At 59.6% G+C, this 20,852-nt stretch carries 23 protein-coding genes; 13 read left to right on the top strand and 10 right to left on the bottom strand.

The genetic code is table 11. From position 1 onward, the window contains the following. Window positions 1-145: 145 nt before the first annotated feature. Window positions 146-445 carry a MarR family winged helix-turn-helix transcriptional regulator gene (locus KORLAC_RS03870; protein WP_139167688.1) on the top strand — a complete coding sequence of 100 codons (300 nt, stop codon included), beginning with the start codon at window positions 146-148 and terminating at the stop codon, window positions 443-445. Further along, window positions 442-966, top strand: coding sequence for a hypothetical protein (locus KORLAC_RS03865; protein ID WP_068303361.1), 525 nt, complete (start codon window positions 442-444; stop codon window positions 964-966). Before KORLAC_RS03870 ends, KORLAC_RS03865 begins: the two co-directional genes overlap by 4 nt. A gap of 52 nt (window positions 967-1,018) precedes the next feature. Here KORLAC_RS03865 and trxB read toward each other — a convergent pair whose 3' ends face one another. Together trxB and KORLAC_RS03855 are read right to left on the bottom strand one after the other, a co-directional pair. Further along, window positions 1,019-1,984, bottom strand: coding sequence for a thioredoxin-disulfide reductase (gene trxB, locus KORLAC_RS03860; RefSeq protein ID WP_068303358.1), 966 nt, complete (start codon window positions 1,982-1,984; stop codon window positions 1,019-1,021). Between the two features lie 177 nt (window positions 1,985-2,161). Continuing rightward, window positions 2,162-2,419 (bottom strand): hypothetical protein, encoded by a 258-nt coding sequence (locus tag KORLAC_RS03855; RefSeq protein ID WP_068303354.1) that lies wholly within the window; start codon window positions 2,417-2,419, stop codon window positions 2,162-2,164. A 174-nt stretch (window positions 2,420-2,593) separates the two neighbouring features. Between KORLAC_RS03855 and KORLAC_RS03850 the strand changes: the two genes are divergently transcribed. After that, window positions 2,594-4,573: a sensor histidine kinase gene (locus tag KORLAC_RS03850; protein WP_068303352.1), complete on the top strand. Its 1,980-nt coding sequence runs from the start codon at window positions 2,594-2,596 to the stop codon at window positions 4,571-4,573. A 19-nt stretch (window positions 4,574-4,592) separates the two neighbouring features. Here KORLAC_RS03850 and KORLAC_RS03845 read toward each other — a convergent pair whose 3' ends face one another. After that, window positions 4,593-5,135, bottom strand: coding sequence for a hypothetical protein (locus tag KORLAC_RS03845; RefSeq protein ID WP_068303348.1), 543 nt, complete (start codon window positions 5,133-5,135; stop codon window positions 4,593-4,595). 187 nt (window positions 5,136-5,322) lie between these two features. On the opposite strand from KORLAC_RS03845, the gene KORLAC_RS03840 reads away from it, so the two are divergent. Beyond that, window positions 5,323-7,086 (top strand): vWA domain-containing protein, encoded by a 1,764-nt coding sequence (locus KORLAC_RS03840; RefSeq protein WP_068303345.1) that lies wholly within the window; start codon window positions 5,323-5,325, stop codon window positions 7,084-7,086. 111 nt (window positions 7,087-7,197) lie between these two features. Then, window positions 7,198-7,788, top strand: coding sequence for a glutathione S-transferase family protein (locus KORLAC_RS03835; protein ID WP_068303342.1), 591 nt, complete (start codon window positions 7,198-7,200; stop codon window positions 7,786-7,788). A 15-nt stretch (window positions 7,789-7,803) separates the two neighbouring features. Here KORLAC_RS03835 and KORLAC_RS03830 read toward each other — a convergent pair whose 3' ends face one another. Beyond that, window positions 7,804-8,667, bottom strand: coding sequence for an NHL repeat-containing protein (locus tag KORLAC_RS03830; RefSeq protein WP_068303338.1), 864 nt, complete (start codon window positions 8,665-8,667; stop codon window positions 7,804-7,806). A gap of 98 nt (window positions 8,668-8,765) precedes the next feature. Then, complete coding sequence (locus KORLAC_RS03825; RefSeq protein ID WP_068303335.1) at window positions 8,766-9,692, bottom strand: aldo/keto reductase; 927 nt, start codon at window positions 9,690-9,692, stop codon at window positions 8,766-8,768. 126 nt (window positions 9,693-9,818) lie between these two features. Between KORLAC_RS03825 and KORLAC_RS03820 the strand changes: the two genes are divergently transcribed. After that, entirely contained in the window at window positions 9,819-10,394 is a 576-nt protein-coding gene (locus tag KORLAC_RS03820; protein ID WP_068303333.1) for a hypothetical protein, read from the top strand. On the opposite strand, the gene KORLAC_RS03815 is transcribed toward KORLAC_RS03820, so the two are convergent. The 4 genes from KORLAC_RS03815 to KORLAC_RS03800 form a co-directional block, all read right to left on the bottom strand. Then, window positions 10,391-12,139, bottom strand: coding sequence for an amidohydrolase (locus KORLAC_RS03815; RefSeq protein ID WP_068303330.1), 1,749 nt, complete (start codon window positions 12,137-12,139; stop codon window positions 10,391-10,393). The two genes, KORLAC_RS03820 and KORLAC_RS03815, sit on opposite strands and share 4 nt — an antisense overlap. A 111-nt stretch (window positions 12,140-12,250) precedes the next feature. Continuing rightward, window positions 12,251-12,679 (bottom strand): organic hydroperoxide resistance protein, encoded by a 429-nt coding sequence (locus tag KORLAC_RS03810; protein ID WP_068303327.1) that lies wholly within the window; start codon window positions 12,677-12,679, stop codon window positions 12,251-12,253. Window positions 12,680-12,791: 112 nt separating this feature from the next. Then, window positions 12,792-13,259: a MarR family winged helix-turn-helix transcriptional regulator gene (locus KORLAC_RS03805; RefSeq protein WP_068303324.1), complete on the bottom strand. Its 468-nt coding sequence runs from the start codon at window positions 13,257-13,259 to the stop codon at window positions 12,792-12,794. Between the two features lie 64 nt (window positions 13,260-13,323). Next, the gene (locus KORLAC_RS03800; RefSeq protein ID WP_068303315.1) at window positions 13,324-14,007 is read right to left on the bottom strand and encodes an ArsR/SmtB family transcription factor; all 684 of its coding nucleotides are present in this window, start codon (window positions 14,005-14,007) and stop codon (window positions 13,324-13,326) included. Between the two features lie 79 nt (window positions 14,008-14,086). Between KORLAC_RS03800 and KORLAC_RS03795 the strand changes: the two genes are divergently transcribed. The 6 genes from KORLAC_RS03795 to KORLAC_RS03770 all read left to right on the top strand — a co-directional run bounded on the left by KORLAC_RS03795 (window position 14,087) and on the right by KORLAC_RS03770 (window position 18,512). Next, entirely contained in the window at window positions 14,087-14,437 is a 351-nt protein-coding gene (locus tag KORLAC_RS03795) for an NIPSNAP family protein (RefSeq protein WP_068303312.1), read from the top strand. Then, a complete protein-coding gene (locus tag KORLAC_RS03790; protein ID WP_068303309.1) occupies window positions 14,434-14,778 on the top strand; it encodes an antibiotic biosynthesis monooxygenase family protein in 345 nt (114 codons plus the stop codon). The genes KORLAC_RS03795 and KORLAC_RS03790 overlap by 4 nt, the downstream gene beginning before the upstream one ends. A gap of 56 nt (window positions 14,779-14,834) precedes the next feature. Next, the gene (locus tag KORLAC_RS03785; protein WP_068303306.1) at window positions 14,835-15,251 is read left to right on the top strand and encodes a helix-turn-helix domain-containing protein; all 417 of its coding nucleotides are present in this window, start codon (window positions 14,835-14,837) and stop codon (window positions 15,249-15,251) included. 130 nt (window positions 15,252-15,381) lie between these two features. Next, window positions 15,382-16,005 carry a TonB-dependent receptor gene (locus KORLAC_RS03780; protein WP_160328590.1) on the top strand — a complete coding sequence of 208 codons (624 nt, stop codon included), beginning with the start codon at window positions 15,382-15,384 and terminating at the stop codon, window positions 16,003-16,005. Beyond that, window positions 15,953-17,554 (top strand): TonB-dependent receptor, encoded by a 1,602-nt coding sequence (locus KORLAC_RS03775; RefSeq protein WP_068303300.1) that lies wholly within the window; start codon window positions 15,953-15,955, stop codon window positions 17,552-17,554. Before KORLAC_RS03780 ends, KORLAC_RS03775 begins: the two co-directional genes overlap by 53 nt. A gap of 10 nt (window positions 17,555-17,564) precedes the next feature. After that, complete coding sequence (locus KORLAC_RS03770; RefSeq protein ID WP_068303298.1) at window positions 17,565-18,512, top strand: alpha/beta hydrolase; 948 nt, start codon at window positions 17,565-17,567, stop codon at window positions 18,510-18,512. Window positions 18,513-18,699: 187 nt separating this feature from the next. Here the strand turns inward: KORLAC_RS03770 and KORLAC_RS03765 are convergent, their stop codons facing one another. Further along, the gene (locus tag KORLAC_RS03765) at window positions 18,700-19,305 is read right to left on the bottom strand and encodes a peroxiredoxin (protein WP_068303295.1); all 606 of its coding nucleotides are present in this window, start codon (window positions 19,303-19,305) and stop codon (window positions 18,700-18,702) included. 327 nt (window positions 19,306-19,632) lie between these two features. Here KORLAC_RS03765 and KORLAC_RS03760 point away from each other — a divergent pair, with 327 nt between their 5' ends. Further along, window positions 19,633-20,706: a helix-turn-helix domain-containing protein gene (locus tag KORLAC_RS03760; protein ID WP_068303292.1), complete on the top strand. Its 1,074-nt coding sequence runs from the start codon at window positions 19,633-19,635 to the stop codon at window positions 20,704-20,706. Window positions 20,707-20,852 lie beyond the last annotated feature (146 nt).

The following is a 20,852-nucleotide window of genomic DNA, read 5'->3' as shown; positions in this document are numbered from 1 at the left end:
CTTTTTTGGCCTCTTTGGCCGGTTGATGACTATTTCACCAGAACCACGCAACCGCAACCCCAAAGGCACCCTTATGGCCGCTTGCTGTAAGCTGTTGTTTTGCATACTATATGGCGACAAAAGCCAGAACCAAGCGAGACAGGCTGTGGGCAACAAAGAATTCCTGCAAGAACTGACCAATGTTTTCAAGCGCAGTTACCCCGGCCTGACCGCCGAGGCGATCATCTGCTTTATGGTGGCTGCGAATGAAAAAGACCCCACAGTGGGCGATGTCGCTCGCGTGGTGGGCATGACAGAACCGATGGTTTACCAGCATCTGAGTACCCTGACATCCGCTGGCGCAGGGTTGGTTGGGCTGGTGAATACCGGCGATGGCCGCAACATCGTTCAACTCACGCCGGAAGGTGAACAGCTTGCAGCGTCCCTCAATCAGGCGGTTTCATGACGACAGTCACGGACGCCGTCTTGGATATGCTGGCGGAAGGGGACCGCAAGGACGTCGCCCGTGCCGCTGACGCCGCCACGCTTGCGGAAGAAAGCCCCACTGTGCTGGCCACACTGATAGCGGCCCTTTTCCATGAAGACCCGGCCACCGTGTCCCACGCGGCCCATGCCCTTATGACATTGGCGAAAGACAGTGCAGCGCTTCTGGACCCACACCGCGAGGCTTTGGCGCGCGCATACGGCCTTGACCAATGGGAAGTGAAGGAACAGGTGGCAAAAATCCTGCCGCGCCTGAGCTTCCGCCAGAGCGAGCAGGGCCGTCTGATGGAAGAATTTGACGAGACGCTTCGGCACCACGAAAGCAGCATCGCCCGCACCTGCGCCTTGCTGGCCATGGTGGATATGGCGGCGCTTGACCCAGCCCACACCGAAGCCGCCTTGTCGGCGCTTGACTATGCTATGCGAAAAGGCAGCAAGGCGCTGCAGGCCCGGGCGCGCCAGCTGGCGGCTACCCTGTCATAAAAAAAACGGCCCCCGAAGGAGCCGTTCCTGAATATCGGTATGTGCTTGGGGCTTATTCAGCCGCCGCAGCCGCGTGTTCCATGGTGGCGATGTATTTTTCCGCCTCAAGGGCTGCCATGCAGCCCATGCCCGCGGCCGTTACAGCCTGGCGGTAGACCTTGTCTGTCACATCGCCGGCTGCGTAAACGCCCGGAATGTCGGTTTCGGTGCTGTCTGGCTTCTTGATCAGATAGCCTTCGTCGTCCATCGGCAGTTGGCCCTTGAACAGTTCGGTCGATGGTTTGTGGCCGATGGCGATAAATACGCCGTGGACATCCAGCTCACGCGTGTCGCCGGTTTTCACATTTTTCAGCCGCACGCCGGTGACACCCAGCGGGTTCTCGTCGCCCAGCACTTCATCCAGAACGCTGTCCCACGCCACTTCCACGTTGGCAGCCTTGAAGAGGCGGTCCTGCAGGATTTTCTCGCTGCGCAGCTCATCACGGCGGTGAACCAGTGTCACTTTCGAGCAGATGTTCGACAGGTAAAGCGCTTCTTCAACAGCTGTGTTGCCGCCGCCGATCACAACCACATCCTTGCCGCGGTAGAAGAAACCGTCGCACGTGGCACAAGCCGATACGCCGTAGCCGTTGAATTTTTGTTCGGTCTCAAGACCCAGCCATTTGGCCTGAGCCCCTGTCGAGATCACAATCGTGTCGGCGGTATAGACTGTGCCGCTGTCGCCCACGGCGCGCTTAGGTGTGGCCTTCAGGTCGACTTCCGTGATCAGGTCATAGATGATGTCGGTGCCGACATTCTCGGCCTGTTGGCGCATGGCTTCCATCAGGTCCGGCCCCTGCACGGCTTCGGCAAAGCCCGGGTAGTTTTCCACGTCTGTGGTGATGGTCAGCTGGCCGCCAGCCTGCATGCCTGTCACAATAGTGGGGCTGAGGTTGGCACGGGCGGCATAAATCGCGGCGGTATAGCCGGCAGGACCCGACCCGATAATCAGCATTTTGGTGTGTTTGGTTTCAGCCATGAATGGTCCCCTGAACAAGTGCGCCGGCGGGCTGGCCGCCAGCGGATAATAAAGCTTGTCCTTTACATAGAGGCTCGTGCCGCCTTTGCCAAGACAGCACTTGATCGAGCCCTATGGATTGTTTCGATCAAACTGATCGGCCAGATCGAACAGTGACCAAATTGCAGGTGATCCCGGTTATTGCCCGCTGAACAGCATCACACCCAGCAGCCAGGCAAACACCAGTGGTACGAGCACGTAAGCACCGGCAAGGACACCTGCGATGCCAAAGGTGAAACCAGCAAGGACCCAAAGCATGATCATATTCAGGGCGAAAAACACCACGGCGGTGTCGCCGCCCATTTTTACGTCTTTCAGCAACGGGCCAATAACACTCAAGGCAAACAGCAATTTGGCCCAAAACGGGCGGGGCGCAATCTGTACGGTGTCTGACATGATATCTCTCCAACTCATGAACTGTGTGGAGGAGATAAGGATTCGCCCGCCTACCGTCACTGCGGGGAATTGTCGCGGGCGCTCAGTTTTTTGGCAACAATCATGAAAAATCCCTATGGTCCTGGGCTTTAAAGCAAGATAGCTTTGCTGGGAACGGATCGTGCGGGGGACGTCTTGAAAGGGACTTGGGCAACATTCATCGGGATTATCCTGTTGTTGGGGGCAATTGCCGCTGGCGTTGGCGCGCGCGCCGATGCGCCCTTGCCTATGGCCGTTACCGAACTGAAGGAAGGCTGGCGGCTTGTTGCAGGCCAGTTGCCCGCCCCAGAAGCTGCGCCCGCCCTGATTGACGAGGCAAAGTCCGTATCCCTGCCGCATATCTGGGAAGATGATTTTGGCGCGGGACCAACCGGATCGTACGGGGTTGCCACCTATATCCGCCATATCAGCTTGTCTGCCCCCGCCAGCCAATATGGCCTGAAAACAGGCAAGCAACGCACAGTTTACCGGCTCTATGCGGTGACGCGGGATCAGGACGGCGGGGCACAGGTGTATGACCTGGGCGGTAATGGCCAGCCCGGGGTGAATTCCGAGCAGGGCGCCGCTGGCCGGCTGTTCTATGTTGATCTGCCGTTTGATGCCACAGAGTTCGATCTGGTGGTGCAGGTGTCGAATCATATTTTCCCCAGTGCCGGTTTCCTTTGGGCACCGAAGATCGGGCCAAAGGCGGTGCTGTCGAAAACGCATGACATTCAGATTTCGGCGGCGTTTCTTGTTGCCGGCTTCTTTTTCGCAGTAGGCTTTCTGACCATGCTCCTGTCTGCCTGGCATACGGCTGGGCGCTACTATTATATCGGTGGCGGCATGCTGATTGTGATGGCGGCAAGAACCCTTCTGGTCGACAATTACATCTGGGTCATCTGGCCCTGGCTGGACCTTGAGTGCGCCCTTCGGGCCGAATATGTCGGGCTTTTGTTGCTGGCGCCTGCCTATCTGTGGCTGGTGGCCGAACTGTATCCGAAGGAAAGCAGCCGCACCTTGGTCCAGATGGTCTGGACCCTCTGTGGACTTGGGCTTCTTGTTGCCCTTTTTGCGCCACTGCCGGTGATGTTCCGGATGCGCGACCCATACCTCGTCGTGTCATTTCTGGTGCTTGCCAAAATCTTTCATGTGTTCTGGGTTGCCAACCGGAAGCGGTTGCCGGGGTCGAAGTGGGCGCTTTGGGGCGGCGTGGTTGCCGTATTGGGCGTTGCGCTTGATACCTATCTTTACATCCCCGTACCGCGCACGTCCTTTGAAACGGTGCCGTTTGCCGCGCTTGTTTTCACTTTCGTGCTGCTGGGGCTTTTCACCGTGCGGTACCGACAGGAGCAGGATGAAAAAGCTTTCCTGTCCGAGTGCCTGGAAAAAGCGAATGCAGAATTGAAAGATCGGGCGGAGAAGCTGGACCTGGCGCAAGCGGAAGCGGCCGCAGCGCTTGATCTCAAGAACAGCTTCCTGTCGAACCTGAGTAGCGAAATCCAGACACCGCTTCGGACCCTTGTCAGCTTCACGGAGCGGTTAACCGACCAGGTGGGCGGGATCAGCGCACCGGAGCGTACCGAATATCTGCGGTTGATCCGCAGCAACAGCGCCAACCTGTCGAAGCTGATGGAAGACGTACTGAGCGTTTCAGACCTTGAAAGCGGACGGTTTGAAGTATCGCCCGAACCAACGGACCCCAAGGAAGTTGCCGACGAAGTCCTGGCTTTTGTGGAATCCGTCGCTCACGAAAAACACATCCTGATTGATCTCAAGTGCGACGAGGCGGTGATGACCATCGACCGGCGCCTGATGCGTCAGGCCCTGATCAAGATCGTTTCGAACGCCGTCAAGTTTTCGCCTGTGAACGGGGTTGTTACCATTCGCGGCAGTAAGGCAGGGCCGGACTTTGTCTTCACCGTTATGGATACCGGCCCTGGCATGGCACCGGGGCAGATTTCTGTTGCCATGTCGCTGCTGGGCGGGGCCGACAAGGCGAAAGGGCTGGGCCTTGGTCTGCCGCTGGTGGCCCGCTTCATGGATCTGGTTGGCGGCAGCATACAGATCGACAGCATTCCCGATCTGGGCACTACCGTGACGCTATCTTTCCCGATGACGCCGCAGCAAAGCTAGGCGACAGGTCAGGCCCTTGCTAGGGCAGGTTGACCTGGGCCTCTGGCGCGTGCTCGTAAATCACAGTGTTTGGCTCTGTCCAGGCATCGCCGGTCAGGAATTTGGACCAGGCGTGGATACGGCCGTCGTCTTTGACTTCATAGTGGGACAGGGTTTCGGTCGGCCCGCTTGTTGCGCCGCGTACATATTCATGCACGTCAATGCCGCCGTCATCAGCTGGCGTGATGACGCCGTCCGTATAAAAACCGGCGGTGGTCACATAGCGGTAAATGATCTTCTGCTGCTGGCCGTCCCAGTGGATCAGGCTTTCGCCTGCATATGCCCCGTCGTTGACATTGTGGGTGATCCGGACCACCCGGCCGTTCAGGATGCATTCCCATTTGGCCACGTCGGTGAAGCTATTGGGTTCGTTCGGTGCGTCTGAAATGGTTTTCCAGGTGCCGATAAAGGGCTTCAGGATCACCAGTTCCGGGATCGGGTCACCGGCACGGGCAGGCAGGCAAACGGCGGAAAAACCGATAAGGCAGGCAATCGCCCAAAGTGTGGTGCGTTTCATGAACATGCTCGTCTCCCGTGTGAACCGACAGATACAGCCTAGCGCAGGCTACCCGCCGCGCCAATGGCGGAAAAGCGCCATGCTTTCGGCAGGCCCTTGCCACAATCCGGGCACAGCTTGAATTGGTCATTTTGACGGGGATAAAAAGATATGTTATAAAGTAACTATAACAAGCTGGATCAGGAGACTGGATATGTCCATTCTGAAGTTTTCCACCACCACGATTACCGCCCTTTTTGTGACCACAAGCCTGTTGGCGATTTCCGCCTGCACCATGGCGCCGGAACCGGAGAAGACGGCCTCGAATCCGACAGTTACGGCCGATGTATTGGAGACAAAGCCATTTCCCCGCGTTGAGCAGGACGGCTTTGCCCAATCGGCTCCGCCCGCGGAAATGGCTGCAATGGATATGCAAATGGCGCCGCTTAGGGGGCTTGTTGCCAACGTGCGGAATGCAAACAAGATAGCACAGCCGTCCCAGCAGGGATTCTTCGGCGACATGCCGCAGCAAGGCTATACGGTGACCGGCGATAAATACGCCCCCATTGAGCGCAGCGTGATCAAATCTGCGGAATCTGACCCTGTTTCGACCTTCTCGGTGGATGTGGATACAGGCGCCTATTCGCTGGTGCGCGACAGGCTGAACGGTGGAATGCTGCCGCACCCCGATGCGGTCCGGCTTGAAGAAATGATCAATTATTTCACCTACAGCTATCCACAGCCCGAAGGCGATGTGCCTTTTTCCGTAACCACAGACGCCATGCAGACACCCTGGAACAAGGGCACGCACCTTGTGCGCATCGGGTTGCAGGGCAAGTCTGTGCCGGTGGCCGAGCGGCCCAAGGCCAACCTGGTGTTCCTCGTGGATGTCTCAGGCTCCATGCGGGACCCTGACAAGCTGCCGCTTCTGGTGAAATCGCTTCAATATATGGCCGGCAGTCTGACGGCGGAGGACCGTATTTCCCTTGTGGTCTATGCAGGTGCCAGCGGGCTGGTGCTTGAACCCACGTCCGGCAGTGAGACGCAGACCATCCGTGACGCGCTTGGGCGCCTTCAGGCCGGCGGTTCCACAGCTGGTGGTGCCGGTATCAAACTGGCCTATGATACCGCCCGCAAGGCCTTCATCGATGGCGGCCTGAACCGCATCATTCTGGCCACAGACGGTGACTTCAATGTCGGCATCCACGACGTGAGCCAGTTGAAGACCATCATTGAGGAAGAGCGCAAAAGCGGGGTCAGCCTGACCACGCTCGGGTTCGGCGACGGCAATTTCAACGACGCCCTGATGGAACAGTTGGCGGACGCCGGGAACGGCAATTATGCCTATGTGGATAATTTCTCAGAAGCCAAGAAGGTGCTGGGCACGCAGTTGAATGCCACGCTGATGACCATCGCCAAGGACGTCAAGATACAGGTGGAGTTCAACCCTGCCGTTGTCGCTGAATACCGCCTGCTGGGGTATGAAAACCGCGTGCTGGCGCGCGAGGACTTCGATAACGACAAGGTTGATGCCGGTGAGATCGGCGCGGGCCACAGCGTGACGGCGCTTTATGAAGTGGCGCTTGTGGGGTCGGAAGGCCGCCGGTTCGGTGACCTGCGGTATGACGCGCAGAAGCCGGTCGGAGCTAACGCACGCAAGGACGAACTTGCTTACGTCAAGCTGCGCTACAAGGAACCGGGCGGCGAGGTGAGCAAGCTGATCGACCAGGTGATCCCGACAAGCCAGCTGCATGTCCGCAAGGCCCCGTCGCCTGATCTGGTGCACGCATCCGCTGTGGCGGCCTACGGCCAGATGCTGGCGCACGACAAATATCTGGGGGACTTCGGCCCAAGTGACGTGCTGGCGTTGGCGCAGTCCCTGCGCGCCGAAGGGCCCTACAGGCAGGAGTTCAAGGCGCTGGTTGAAAACGCCACGGCACTGATTGCCATGCAAGGTCAAGCTGGCCCCGGCCGCTGAGAAGACCAGCCCCCATCCGGCATCAGTTCTGGTGCCGGATGGCGTGTGCGGGCTTGTTCACCTCCTCAGGCGCTGCTAGGCTTTCAAGCACGCGACCAAGGGGGATAATTCATGATCACGCTATTCTGGTGCCGGAACACACGGGCCATCCGCAGCTTGTGGCTTCTTGAAGAGATGGGCTGCGATTTTTCCACGGAACTGGTGGACATCCGCGATGCGGAAGCGCCGCGCAGTGACGCTTTCCGGCGCGCCAGCCCGATGGGGAAAGTCCCGGCCATTCTGGACGGGGACGTGGCCTTGTCTGATTCAACAGCCATCGCACTCTATCTGCTGGAACGCTTCCCCAACAGTGCACTGGATGTCACCGAAGGCGGGCAGGCGCGGGCTGATTTCCTCTATTGGATGCAGTTTATGGGCAGCGTGATGGAGCCCGCAATGGCAGAGAAATTCAGCAGTATGGAAGCCAAGAAATATGCCCATGCCTGGGGCGATTTCGACACCATGATCAGCCTGCTTGAAGGCCGCCTGGCGGGCCGCGAATGGATCATGGGTGACCAGTTCACTGCGGCCGATGTGCTGATTGGGGCGACCTGCTATTTCCTCAGGCTGTTTGGCAGCATGCCTGAAAATGAAGTGCTGCACGCCTATACCGACCGCTGCATGGCGCGTCCAGCGTTTGCCCGGGCCACCGGGCGCACATAACTACGGGGTACCCACTTATTCGAAGGTCAGACGAAAGGCCGTCACGCGGTGATCATGCTCGCTCAGGTTCTGGGGCATGATCAACAAGCCTGTGACATTGTCATAATAGAAGTCCGCCGCATGAAATGGCTGGTCTGAAATGGGAACGGCGATGCCGTCGGCTTTCAGGCGCCACAGGCGCGGGTCATCCACCATGGACATCAGGAAGGCGCTGCCGTCCCACGCCAGGCCGTCGATATCCTTCACGTCCGGCTGCCGGGTGACGGGGCCGTCTGCCAGGGGAGCACCGGAAAAGCGGTTCCACAGCCTGATCTGCCAGCCGCCGGACAGAAGAAGCTCGCCGTCCACGAACAGGCCGTTGACGAACCGAAGGGCGTCGGCGTCAACAATGAAACGGATCAGCTTGCCATCCTCGAGCTTATAGATGGTGCCGGTGCAACTGCCGGAGACAAACACAGTGCCGTCATCCGCCAACGCCACATCATTCAGGCAGGGTTCCCGGTCGGGCGCCACATAGGAGGCGACAATCTCGCCGCTTTCCACATCCAGCACCCTCAGCATGTTGACGTCCGCGAGGTAAAGCAGCTTGCCCCTGAGCGCGAGGCCCGTGGGCGCGTTCAGGCCTTCAATCCATTTGGCATCCACCATGCGGCCCGACATGGACATGCGGCTGATATAGCCTTTGCCGTTGATGCCGTAGCCCACAACGTTGGACGCATAGATGAAGTTTCTGGCTTCATCGACCGCGACGGATTCGGGCTCAAACAGGCCCTCGCTGATGCTCCAGATTTCCCGGATATGGGCGGTTTCAGCGGCAACAGGCATAGCTCCCGCGCTGACAAGCAAGCCCGTGATGGCGGCAATCAATGCCTTATACATAGTGACACATTTCCCTGACTTCCTTCCCCTTTACCCTAGGGCGAAAGGGGGCTCTCCTGCAATGCCAATCTGGGGAACGCAGGGGGCGTGGGAAGGGCTTATGGCATCCGCGCGCCACGGCTGGCTTCCAGAATGTCGTACCAATCCCGGCGGGTCAGGGGCACATCAAAGGCCGCTGTGGCCGCTGTGATGCGCGCCGGTGTCTGGGTGCCGATGATCGGGATCACGCCCGAAGGATGCGCCAGCAGGAAGGCCAGCGCCACGGCCGTCCGGTCGGTGCCGTACGCGTTTGCCAGCCGGTCCAGAACCGTGATCACGGCTTTGGCTTTGCCTGTCGCCTCTGCGGCATCCGAGAGCAAGCCACCACCCGCGAGCGGGGACCAGGCCAGGATGCGCGCACCGGTGGCCATGGCATGGTCCAGCACGCCGTCAAACAGCGGGCTGATCTCCAGCGCTGAAAACTCCGGCTGCTGGCTTGCAACCGGGAAGCCCAGGTGGGTCTCAAGGGCACGGCTCTGGTCGGGCGTGTGGTTCGAGACACCGATCTCCCTGATCTTGCCCTGATACTGCAGCGCCAGCAGCGCGTCGGCCACCTCATCATGGCCGGTCAGCAGGTCGGGGCGGTGGATCTGGTAAAGGTCGATCACATCAGTCTTGAGGCGCTTCAGCGAGGCCTCGCACGCGCGGATCAGATAATCCTTGGTGGAATTATAGGGCAGGCCCCTCACGATACCGCCCTTGGTGGCCAGGACCATGCGGCCCCTGAGGGTTGGGTTTGCCGCCAGCACGTCACCCAGCAGCGCTTCAGCCTCGCCGAAACCGTCCGGCCCGCTGCCGCCATAAATATCAGCGGTGTCAATCAGGGTCATGCCGGCGTCCAGCGCGGTACCAATTTTCACTGCGGCTTCATCCACACCCGTGCCGGCCAAGCGCCAGCAGCCATAGGCCAATGCGCCCACACTCAGGTCTGTGCCCAGCGTGTGGCTCCTGCTGATGGTCAATCGGTTGTTTTCCTGCTCAAGCATCTGGTGGCTCCCCAAAAGTTTTCGCTCTTATGCCGCATTTTGACAGCGCTGTCTATTACCGTCGAAAATCCGATCTGTACATCGGCTTGGTATTCTGCTCTGCTGCGGCGAAACGGAGGGCAGGATATGCGATTCATCACGATTATTGCTTTGACAATCACGGCAGTTTCTTCAGCGGCTTTTGGCTGCGCGAATTTTCTGTTCAGCGACCTCAAGGACCAGTGCGGCAAGGCGTTTGAGGGCCGCGTGGTCGAGGACAGCACGAACGACCCGCGCTGGGGCAATGCGCGTATTGTCATGCATATCCGTGACTGTTCCGACACGCAGCTCAAAATCCCGCTTCACATGGACGATGACCGCTCGCGCGTGTGGGTGATCACCAAACTGCCGGACGGCAATATGCAGCTGAAGCATGATCACCGCCATGCGGACGGCAGTGAAGACAAGGTCACCCAATATGGTGGGCGGACGCGTACCATCGCCAGCGCAAGCAGCTTCGATTTTCCGGTGGACGACGCGTCCATCGAGAATTTCATGGAAAACGGCCTTGAAGCGTCGGTCACCAATGTGTGGCAATTGCGGGTAGAGCAGGCGCAGAACACCTTCCATTACCGGCTGGCGCGCCCGGGCCGGTCGTTCGAGATTGTCTTTGACCTGACGAAGCCGGTTGATGTGCCACCGCCTGCGTGGGACCTGCGCTAAAGCATCCCCATCAGCATATCCCACAGAAGGCCCGCGTTGGTGCGGGTTGTCTTGCGTGCGTCCACCCGGCGGCCCGCAATCCAGGTGGCCTCTACCTTGATATCCTCAATCCTGGCCGGGGCCACGGTCAGCGGGTTTTCGCTCATCAGCACAAGGTCTGCGGCCTTGCCAGCCTCGAGCGACCCGCGATCTTCCGCGAGGCCCAGTTGCCAGGCGGCGTCCAGCGTCATGGCCCTGAGCGCTTCAAGCGGCGTCAGGGCCTGATCGGGCGCGACCTTGGGGGCATCCCGGCGCGGTTGGCGCGTCACGGCGGCCCCCAAGGTGCGCATGGGCCCGATCGGCGTGGCCGGGTTGTCTGAATGCAGGCTGATGCGAAGGCCAGCATCAAGCGCTGAGCGCGTCGGCATATAGCGGGCGGTGCGCGCATCGCCCACCAGTTCCGGCAGCCGGTGGCCATAGAAGGTCACGTGATCAACAAAGAAGCTGGTGGTCATGCCAAGGCGTGCGGCACGCTGAAGCTGCTCGCGGGCGATCAGGGCATTGTGCTCAAGCCGGTGGCGGTGATCCGCGCGGGGGTGTGCCGCCAGCACGCTTTCCACCACATCCAACACCCGGTCTACTGCCCGTTCGCCCTGCACATGCACGGCAACTTGAAAGCCACGCTTGTGGTAGGTCTCGAACACCTTGCGGAAGGTCTCAAGTTCGTGATTGAGCGCGCCCATATGGCCGGGTTCAAGATGCAGGCGCTCGGTTGTCAGGTCTGTGGTCTCGTATGGTTCGGCAAAGGCGGCGCCGCCCGCGTACGGCGAGCCGTCCATCCAGAATTTCACGCCGATGATGGCGCCGGGGGTGAGTGAGGCTTCCGGCCCGCCAGAAGCGGGAATCTGGTGCGGCAGGCCGTAAGTCACAGCTTGAACGGGAGCATTCGCATCTGCCGTCAGGCGCTTCATCAGGCCGGGCATATCATCGCCGCTGCCCACAAGCCCGGCGGCGGCAATGGTGGTGAAGCCCGCGCGGGCATAGGCGCCCAGCTGCAGGTTCACCAGAAGCTCATTCGCGCCCACAGGCGGCTTGGGCGCGTTCTCAAACAGGGCCTTGATGGCCGAAACCTCGCGCACCACGCCGGTCAAGTTGCCGTCGGTGTCCTTGATGAATTCGCCGCCCATGGGGTTGGGGGTGGTTTCCGTGATGCCGGCGGCCTTAAGCGCGGCCGAGTTGGCATAGGCGTCATGCATCATTTGGGTCAGGATCACCAGCGGCCTCTCGGGCGCGATGGCGTCCAGTTCTTTGAGCGTCGGCGGTTCCAGGTCATCCACCATCACCGGGTCCCAGCCGAAGGCCAAGATCCAGCCGCCCGCAGTGAAGCCGTCTGCGGCCTCCTCAAGCGCCGCCATAATACTGGCGCGGGATGAATGGGTGAAGCCGCTGACGTCCACCGTGGCGCCGAACTGGGCGGTCGCGACCGGGTGGGTGTGCGGTTCAATGAGGCCGGGCAGCAGCGCGCGGCCCTTCAGGTTGATCCGCTTTGCACTGCCCGAGGCCTGCGCGGCCACCGTGTCATAATCGCCCACGGCAACGATGCGGCCATGGCGCACCAGCAGCGTATTCTGTGTGCCGTCCGTCACGGTCACCACATCGCCGCCATAAAACAGCGTCTCATCCTGCGGCGCCGGTGGCGCCAGCCAGATATAAAGCCCGACGGCAACGATAATCAGCGCGGCGGCTGCCTTGCGAACAAAGCCCATAAAATTCCCCTTTTCCCAAGCCATGAGAATAGGGCGGCGTGGGCGCGCGGCAAAATAAAAGGGCCCCACCAGTGGCGGGGCCCGTTGGAAGCCGTGGCTTCTGTTTGCCGATTAGTCCTTGAGCGTCAGCGTGACCTCAATATTGCCGCGGGTGGCGTTTGAATAGGGGCACACCTGATGCGCGGCATCCACCAGCTTCTGAGCGGTGTCCCGGTCGAGGCCCGGGAGGCTGACCTCAAGCGCCGCTTCAATGCCGAAACCGCCTGGGATGGGGCCAATGCCGACGCTGGCGTTGATGGATGTTTCAGCCGGCACCGCGACGCCGGTTTTGCCGCCCACGGCCTTCAGCGCGCCGATGAAGCAGGCTGCGTAACCGGCGGCGAACAGCTGCTCCGGGTTGGTGCCCGCGCCGTCATCGCCGCCCAGGCCCTTGGGGGTCGACAGGTCAACCGCCAGCCGCCCGTCGTCAGACTTTGCCGTGCCCGCGCGACCGCCCGTTGCGGTGGCATGGGCGGTATAAAGTGTTTTCTCAAGTTTCATGGTCATCTCCTTATATGTGCACAATTAAATCGTGCACTATTTAAATGGCTGACAGGTGAACCGGGTGGGCCGTTATGGGAAGGACCATCGGTTCGGGGAATGACCTGACGCGTCAGCCGGTTTTCATCAGGTCGGTGCGCAGGCGCTTGAGGGCGTCCCTGAGCGCGGTTAACTCGTCTGGTGTGCAGCCGGTGGCCGTCACGGCTTCGCCCGGCACGCTGGCGGCGTCATCCTTCAGCGCTTTGCCTTTCGCTGTCAGGCTCACGCGCACCACGCGCTCGTCCTCGGCGGCGCGCTTGCGCTCAAGAATGCCCTGGGCTTCCAGCCGTTTCAGCAGCGGCGTCAGCGTAGCGCTATCCAGAAACAGCTTTTCGCCAATTTCCGACACCGTCATGCCGTCCCGTTCCCACAGTACCATCATCACCAGATACTGCGGGTACGTCAGGCCGAGCCGGTCCAGCATGGGCCGATACATTTTCTTCAGCGCATTGGTCGCCGAATAGAGCGCGAAACACAGCTGGTCATCCAGCTTCAGCGACAGCGCAGGCGCATCGGGCGCATATGGTGGTGTGTTGCTCATAAACCCTATTTAATCGCGCACGATTTAATTTCAAGGGAGCTAGGTGAGATTTGTTGGGGAAACCTTAGCCTTCCCCAAAGCTTCGCTCAAATGCCTGCTGGCCGCTTTTGGTGAACACCACCTCGCGGCTGTCGGGCTTTCGTTTGGCCCAGCCGCTTGCGTACATATGATCAAGGAGCGCGGCGCCGAGTGACCCTGCCAGGTGGGTGCGGCGTTCGCTCCAGTCCAGGCAGGCTTTGCAGAGCGGCCGGCGTGTGCCTTCGAGCGCGTCAAGCCGCAATCCCAATCCGGTGACGAAATCGCGCCCGGCGACCGTCAGCGCCGGTTCGCCGGCTTGCTCATTCAGGTGCCCGCGTTTCAAGAGGCTCTCGTACAAGCGGATGCCCATGTCGCCCGCCAGATGGTCATAACAGACCCTTGCGTGCCGCATGGCCGGGTCCTTCGGGCCGGGCCTTGTGCGCACATGCCCCGCGCGCATGGCCACACCCATCAGGCTTTCGAGCAGCTCGGCTACATCCGTGTCCGCCAGCTGATAGTATCTGTGCCGCCCCTGCTTGCGGATGGTCAGCAATCCGCCAGCTTCCAGCTTCGACAGGTGGCTTGAGGCCGTCTGTTTGGTCACGCCCGCTTCGGCTGACAGTTCCGTGGCCGTCAGTGCCATGCCGCCCATCAGCGCGGTGAGCATGTTGGCGCGGGCCGGGTCCCCGATCAGGGCGGCGATGTGGGCAATGTCTGGTCCGTCTTTCATAGTTCGATCCTAATCGAAACAAGGATGCGCCGCAATCGGCTAAATCCTGTGCAGCAATCACTTTTGTATGGAGGAAACCATGACCATCCTGTGCTGCATCAAATATACGCTCGATCCCTTCAAGCGCACTGAGTTCGAAGCCTACGCCAAAAACTGGGCGGAGATCATCCCGCGCTGTGGCGGTGATCTGATCGGCTATTTCATGCCCCATGAGGGCACGGACAATATCGCCCTTGGGCTGATCTGTTTTGACAGCCTCGCGGACTATGAAGCCTACCGCGCGCGCCTCAAAACCGACGAGGGCGGGGCCGCCAATTTCCAGATGGCACAGCGCGAACGCTTTATCCTGTCGGAAGAACGCACCTTCCTGCGCGCAGCCGACGGGTCTGAGATGCTGCGCTTCTTTGAGGGGCGGGAGCAGGTGGCATGATCGCCGTGATCTTTGAGCTGGAGCCGAAGGACGGGCAGGAAGATGCCTATTTTGGTACCGCCCGTGAGCTGGCGCCCATGCTTGATGGCATCGACGGCTTTATCTCGGTCGAGCGGTTCGAAAGCCTGAAGCGGCCGGGCAAATATCTGTCGCTCAGTTTCTGGCGCGATGAGGCGGCGGTTCAGGCGTGGCGCAACCTGGAAGCCCACAGGGCCGGGCAGGCCCGCGGGCGTGGGGGCATATTCAGGGACTACCGCCTGCGTGTGGCCCATGTGGTGCGGGACTATGGCCTGAACGCGCGGGACGAAGCACCCGCGGATTCCCGCCATCATCACGAATAGCTGGGCCTACAGAGTTATATCTTGCCCAACCATGGATAGTTGGGCATGGTATCCGCATGACCGAGCCGGCGGAAAAAATGGTGCCAGAAGAACGCCTTATCCAGTGGATGGAGGCGCTTGAAGCCTATGCGCGCGACTGGGACAAGGTGTTTGAAGGCCACCCGCATTATTTCACGCAGGAATATTGGTATCTATTCGTGGGCGTTGTCACCAGCGCGTGGGAAGGCCGGTCGCTGACCATCAATGCAGCCTGCCAGATGATGAAAACCGGTTCCGCTCGAACCCGGGAAGACAGGCTGAAAAAAGCGGTGCAGGACGGGTATCTGTTGAAGGTGCGCAGTGAAAGCGACCGCCGCACCACTTATGTGATGCCGTCAGAGATGCTTGAAAGCAAAATCCGCGGGCATCTGGAACGCACCTATCTGCGCACTGCAGAAGCTTTTCTGCCTCACCAGAAGAATGGTCAGGCCTGACGGAAAAATATCCGCAGCTTTTGCGGATAAAATTACCCCAATCTTTTCGATTTTTTTGTTGTTTCCAATATGCAGGCTTAGGCGTGGGAGAGGCCCCCAAGGCCAAGGAAGTATGTTGGGAGAAACAACCATGCCTAAATTATACCGGACTGCTGTGTTGGGCAGCGTATCGGCAATTGCACTTGTGTCAGCAGTGCCCGTATCGGCGCAGGACACGGAACAGGATACCGGTTTCCAGATGGAGGAAATCACGGTTACCGCGCGCAAGCGGGAGGAAAGCCTGCAGGATACGCCGGTGTCTGTGACTGCCCTTGGAGCGCGCGCGCTGGCGCGGCTGCAGGCCACGGATGTCGGCGATATCCAGAACAGTGTGCCGGGCCTGACACTGCATGTGGGTGATGCGTCGAACGCTGTGGTGTATGTGCGCGGTATCGGCCAGGTGGACAGCCTGGCGTTCGCGGACCCTGGCGTGGGCATTTATCTGGACGATGTGTATCTGGGGCGTGCCCAGGGCAGTTTCCTGGATATTTATGACGTGGAGCGCATTGAGGTGCTGCGGGGGCCGCAAGGCACGCTTTATGGCCGCAATACCATCGGCGGCGCGGTCAAATTTGTCTCGAAGGCGCCAGCGGATGAGTTTGGCGTGACGGCCGAGGTTGCGGGCGGCAATTATGGCCAGCGCCGGGCCAGGGTGGCGGTGGATGCCCCCCCTTGTGGAAGGCAAGCTGCTGACCAAGGCTGTGGTGGCCTATAATGGGCGGGACGGCTATGCCACCAACAGCGTGACGGGCGAGGATGACGGCGACAAGGAGGCCCTGAGCGCCCGGTTCGCGGTGCGTGCCCACCTGAGTGACCGTTTCATGTTCGACCTGAACGCGGACATCAGTGACGACGACAGCGATACATCGCGCACGCCAAACCGGGAAACCAGCGTGTTCGGCGTGGTGCCGGCGAGCGACGAGCCCTTTGAAGTGGACGCCGATTTCAATGATCTGAACAGGCTGAAAACCAAAGGCATTTCGGGTGTCGCCACCTATGACGTGAGCGACTCGATGACGCTCAAGTCCGTTACCGCCTACCGGACCATGAATTATGACACTCATCTTGACCTGGACGCCACGGCCCTTGCCTTCCTGGGTGTGTTTGTGGACGAGGACCAGAAGCAGTTCAGCCAGGAATTCCAGTTGTCGTACGAGGCCGACAGCGGCCTGTCGTTCGTGGGTGGGCTGTATCATCTGCGCGAGCATGACATCACCATGTCAGGCATTTTTGGCCCGGCGATCGCCTTCATCACCAATTCCGTCAATGATCAGATCAACCGTAGCTACGCGGCATACGGCCAGGCGGATATTCCGGTGACCGACAAGCTGACGCTGACAGCGGGCCTGCGCTTCACCTATGAAGAAAAGGAGTTTACCCGGGTTCAGGAATTCTTCGGTGCCGACACACCGCTGGTGCCCGAGATCGGCCAGGGCCTGCGCGTGACGGATGTGGTCGTGGAGGAAAACTGGAATAACCTGTCGCCAAAAGTTGGTATGAACTACCAGCTGGATGACGACCATATGCTGTACGCCAGCGCCAGCAAAGGCTTCAAAAGCGGTGGGTTTGACGGCCGGTCCAACAGTGATACGGAAGCCGTGCCCTATGACCCGGAAACCCTGTGGGCCTTTGAAGTGGGCAGCAAAAATACGCTGGCGGGCGGCAAGGCCACGCTGAACATCGCCGCCTTCTATAACGATTATAAGAACCTGCAGCTTTCAAGCTTTACGGCGGATGAAGGCGGCGCCTTCCAGGCCCTGTTCACCAATGCGGGTGCCGCCACCATCAAGGGCGTGGAACTTGAACTGGCTGCCCGGCCCATTCCCGCCCTCAACCTGCAGGCGTCTGTCAGCTACACCGATGCCCAGTATGACGAATATATTGGCGAAGGCGGCGTGGACATCAGCGATGAGCGGCATCTGGTGAACGCGCCCGAATGGACGCTTTTCGCCGCTGTCGACTATGATATCGACCTCGCGAATGGGGCATCCATCCTGCTGCATGGTGACGCGGCCTACCGCAGCAAGACCTATCCCACCGTCAGCAGCAGCGAAATCCTGGCTGAGGATGGGTACGGCCTGTTGAACGCCCGGGTTGCCTACGAGGCGGCAAGCGGCAGCTGGAGCCTCTATGCAGGCGTCAAGAACATCACCGACACGCGCTACCGCACGCACGGGTTTGACCTGTCTGCGAGCCTTGGGTTCCAGATGGGATATTATGGCGCGCCCCGCACCTGGGCCGCGGGCCTTGAGTTCCGTTTCTAGGGCCGGGTGTATGAATAAGCCAATATTGGACGCTGATACCCAGCAGCTGCTGGCTGAGCTTGCAGCTGCTGAGGGCCCCTCATTTGATGACATGACGGTGCCGGAAAGGCGCTTGGGGCTGGAAGCCATGTTTCTTGAAACAGGGGCCCAGGCCCCCACCGTCGCAGTGCGGGAGTTTCAACTGCCAAGCCGTCAGGGCGTGCCCATCCATGGGCTGGCCCTGCAGCCTGATGGCGAAGCTGATGCACCGCTGCCGGTTCTTTTCATGATGCAAGGCGGTGGCTGGGCACTGTCAGGCGCGCGGCCCTATGTGCCCCTCGGTGCCTTGCTTGCAAATGCCCTTGGGCGGCTGGTCGTTCTGGTAGACTTCCGTCTGGCACCCGAACACAAGTTTCCTGCCGGGCTTGACGATTGCACGGATACCTATGCCTGGCTTCGGGAGAATGCCGGACAGCTGGGAGGGGACCCGGACAATATTGCCCTTTTTGGGGACAGCGCAGGGGGAAACCTGGCTGCGGCGGTGGCGCTGCGCTGCGCCCGCGCGGGTGAGCGTTTGCCCGAGGCGCTTGTGCTTGCCTATCCGATGATCGATGTGCGCATAGGGGCCGACCGGCGTTATCCTTCCCGTCAGATGTATGGGGGCGGCGACTATTTCCTGACAGAGGCCTCTGTCCAGGCCGCAACCCTTGACTATCTGGAATTTGAAGGGCTCAGGGATCATCCCCTGGTGTCCCTGGCCGGGAACCCGGATTTGGCAAAGTTGCCCAAAACCATTCTCGTATTGCCGGGGCTGGACCCACTGCGGGATGAGGGCCTGGCCTTCGCGGACCGGCTTGAGGCCGAAGGTGTGGAGGTTCATTGCCGGGTTTTTGAAGGCACCATCCATGCCTTCCTGTCGTTGTTCCACAGGATCGCCATGGCGCGGGATGCCGTGGCTTTTATCAGGTCGTGTCTATAACCCCTCCGATAGACTCGACAAAAAAGCCCCGACCGTTATGGCCGGGGCTTTTGCTTGTCTGTTCGTCACTCACCGGCTTGACCGGTTAGTCTATTTCGGGGGCGGTGCCCCTGGCTGTAGATTCGCCGATCAGGTGGCGTACCACCAGCTTCGCAAACGGTGAATGACGATACTTGATCGCTTTGGCTTAAAGCTCGTCAGCGTGCTTGCCGAGGTATGCAGCAACGCCCGCGGCGTCGGCTTTCATGCCTTCGTCGCCTTTGTTCCAGCCAGCCGGGCATACTTCGCCGTGCTCTTCGTGGAACTGCAGCGCTTCAACCAGACGGACGAATTCGTCAACGTTACGGCCAAGCGGCAGGTTGTTCACAGTCTGGTGCCACACCAGGCCGTCTTTGCCGATCAGGAAGGTACCGCGCAGTGCGATGCCAGCGTCCTCAATGAGAACGTCATAGTCGCGGGCGATCTGCTTCGTGACGTCAGCAACCATCGGGAAATCAACCGGGCCCAGGCCGCCTTCTTTGGTCGGCGTGTTGCGCCATGCAACGTGGCTGAACTGGCTGTCGATGGAGCAAGCCACAACCTTCACGCCAAGCTCTTTGAACTTGTTCATGCGGTTGTGGAACGCCAGGATTTCAGATGGGCATACGAAAGTGAAATCCAGTGGGTAGAAGAACAGCAGACCATAGTCGCCGCCAAGGTAGTCCTTGAGGTTGAATTCTTCGTTGATGGAACCGTCTTCCATGACTGCGACGGAAGTGAAGTCCGGTGCTTGTTTACCTGCGAGAACGGCCATGTGCCCCTCCTTGATTATGGGTGATAAATTTTCAAATCTCATGCGCGCGCGGTGAATGAAGCGTGCCTGATGGGGCGTGGAATCACCCCCGCGCTGGTGGGCCATACTGTATGCTTCTGCGGGGCAATTGCAACCGTGCGTTCTCGATTTCTGTAATCGATAAATACGATTTATGTCTTTATAAATAAATGTCTTAACCGTTTACAGAATTCGCGACCGCCATGCAAGGATGAAGGTCAACCGTGTTCTGGTCTGATAATCGGGACTGGCAATTGGAAAATGCTTTCCCATATATATTTGCGGTTCCGCTTGGGGAGGGTCTGGCTGTTGGAAACACTCGACGATATCATCCGGTATAATGCTGTTGGCATGCTTGTATGGCTGTCGGTGCTGATGGTCCGCGACTTTTGTGACCGGCTGGCCTGCTGGCTTGGCAGCTTGTCGGCCATCTGTTCGGCGGCCTACCTGCTCGCATCAAAGCCTGGGCTGACGCTTTTCGGTGTGGATGCGGACTATCTGTTTTTTCCGTTTGCCTTCATCAGCCCCGTTGCAGCCTGGCTGTTTTCCCTGTCGCAGTTTGACGACCACTTCCGTATCCGGCGCTGGCATGTGGCAGTTGCGGTGGCGAAAGTGGTCACCGGTGGAGTTGCCTTCTATGAATGGCGACAGCTGGAAGGCATGGCGCTGCATACCCAGATGACAGTCGCAGGCGCGCTGACCATTGCCATCGTCATTGGCATCCTGGCGCACCTGACCTACGTTGCCTGGCGTGGCCGCAATGACGACCTTGTTGAAGCACGGAGGCGATTTCGCACCGTTTTCGTTAGCGGGGTGATTATCATCAGTGCGGGTGTGATGGTCGCGGAGGTATTCCTCATCGGCTACGGTTTTGAACCCTACCTGCTTTTGTTGCAGTCCAGCTCGTTCCTGGCAATCGCGCTTTACCTGCATTGGCGCCTGACTGCGAGCGGTGGACAGGATCTGTTCTTTGTGGACAAAAGGCCCGTCACGGTTCCCGAAGTGCGCCCGTCGAACGGCAATGGCGATGCTGCCGACGCTGTGGACCTGGCGGTGATCCGAAAACTTGAGGACACAGGCTTTATCCTGGAGCCGAGCCTGACCATCGCGCGCATGGCAGAACAGGCCGGCATGCCCGAGCACCGTTTGCGGCGCCTGATCAACCAGGGTATGGGGTACCGGAATTTTGCCGACTATGTGAACCATCACCGCATCGCTGCAGCCCAGGAACGCCTGGCGTCCGTTGAGGACCGCAATCTGCCGGTCCTGACAATTGCCATGGATCTGGGCTATGGCTCGCTCGGCCCCTTCAACCGTGCTTTCAAGGAACGCACCGGCCAGACCCCCACCGAATATCGCAAAAATACCATCGCCGCCACGTAGGTTGTGCTGCGCCCTAGGCGGGCTGGCCGAAAGGTGAAAAAGCTGGCTGATTTCTGAAATCATTAGCTGATTTCGAATTCGATAAGACCCAAACCCCAATTCCTGTTGTTGTTCAGCTCATTGGCAAAACCCCGGCACAGGGGTGC

Source organism: Kordiimonas lacus, from assembly GCF_001550055.1.
GTDB classification, from domain to species: Bacteria; Pseudomonadota; Alphaproteobacteria; order Sphingomonadales; family Kordiimonadaceae; genus Kordiimonas; species Kordiimonas lacus.
Note: the sequence above shows the minus strand (reverse complement) of the source record. Positions and strands in the feature narration are given on the sequence as shown.

Bases quoted from the DNA above. Each gene is read 5' to 3' on its own strand.
- KORLAC_RS03780 (WP_160328590.1), top strand. From the start codon at position 15,382: ATGCCTAAATTATACCGGACTGCTGTGTTGGGCAGCGTATCGGCAATT.
- KORLAC_RS03830 (WP_068303338.1), bottom strand. From the start codon at position 8,667: ATGTATAAGGCATTGATTGCCGCCATCACGGGCTTGCTTGTCAGCGCG.
- KORLAC_RS03800 (WP_068303315.1), bottom strand. From the start codon at position 14,007: ATGAAAGACGGACCAGACATTGCCCACATCGCCGCCCTGATCGGGGAC.
- KORLAC_RS03865 (WP_068303361.1), top strand. From the start codon at position 442: ATGACGACAGTCACGGACGCCGTCTTGGATATGCTGGCGGAAGGGGAC.
- KORLAC_RS03770 (WP_068303298.1), top strand. From the start codon at position 17,565: ATGAATAAGCCAATATTGGACGCTGATACCCAGCAGCTGCTGGCTGAG.
- KORLAC_RS03815 (WP_068303330.1), bottom strand. From the start codon at position 12,139: ATGGGCTTTGTTCGCAAGGCAGCCGCCGCGCTGATTATCGTTGCCGTC.
- KORLAC_RS03825 (WP_068303335.1), bottom strand. From the start codon at position 9,692: ATGCTTGAGCAGGAAAACAACCGATTGACCATCAGCAGGAGCCACACG.
- trxB (WP_068303358.1), bottom strand. From the start codon at position 1,984: ATGGCTGAAACCAAACACACCAAAATGCTGATTATCGGGTCGGGTCCT.
- KORLAC_RS03765 (WP_068303295.1), bottom strand. From the start codon at position 19,305: ATGGCCGTTCTCGCAGGTAAACAAGCACCGGACTTCACTTCCGTCGCA.
- KORLAC_RS03820 (WP_068303333.1), top strand. From the start codon at position 9,819: ATGCGATTCATCACGATTATTGCTTTGACAATCACGGCAGTTTCTTCA.
- KORLAC_RS03775 (WP_068303300.1), top strand. From the start codon at position 15,953: ATGCCCCCCCTTGTGGAAGGCAAGCTGCTGACCAAGGCTGTGGTGGCC.
- KORLAC_RS03795 (WP_068303312.1), top strand. From the start codon at position 14,087: ATGACCATCCTGTGCTGCATCAAATATACGCTCGATCCCTTCAAGCGC.
- KORLAC_RS03835 (WP_068303342.1), top strand. From the start codon at position 7,198: ATGATCACGCTATTCTGGTGCCGGAACACACGGGCCATCCGCAGCTTG.
- KORLAC_RS03855 (WP_068303354.1), bottom strand. From the start codon at position 2,419: ATGTCAGACACCGTACAGATTGCGCCCCGCCCGTTTTGGGCCAAATTG.
- KORLAC_RS03840 (WP_068303345.1), top strand. From the start codon at position 5,323: ATGTCCATTCTGAAGTTTTCCACCACCACGATTACCGCCCTTTTTGTG.
- KORLAC_RS03785 (WP_068303306.1), top strand. From the start codon at position 14,835: ATGACCGAGCCGGCGGAAAAAATGGTGCCAGAAGAACGCCTTATCCAG.
- KORLAC_RS03845 (WP_068303348.1), bottom strand. From the start codon at position 5,135: ATGTTCATGAAACGCACCACACTTTGGGCGATTGCCTGCCTTATCGGT.
- KORLAC_RS03805 (WP_068303324.1), bottom strand. From the start codon at position 13,259: ATGAGCAACACACCACCATATGCGCCCGATGCGCCTGCGCTGTCGCTG.
- KORLAC_RS03810 (WP_068303327.1), bottom strand. From the start codon at position 12,679: ATGAAACTTGAGAAAACACTTTATACCGCCCATGCCACCGCAACGGGC.
- KORLAC_RS03790 (WP_068303309.1), top strand. From the start codon at position 14,434: ATGATCGCCGTGATCTTTGAGCTGGAGCCGAAGGACGGGCAGGAAGAT.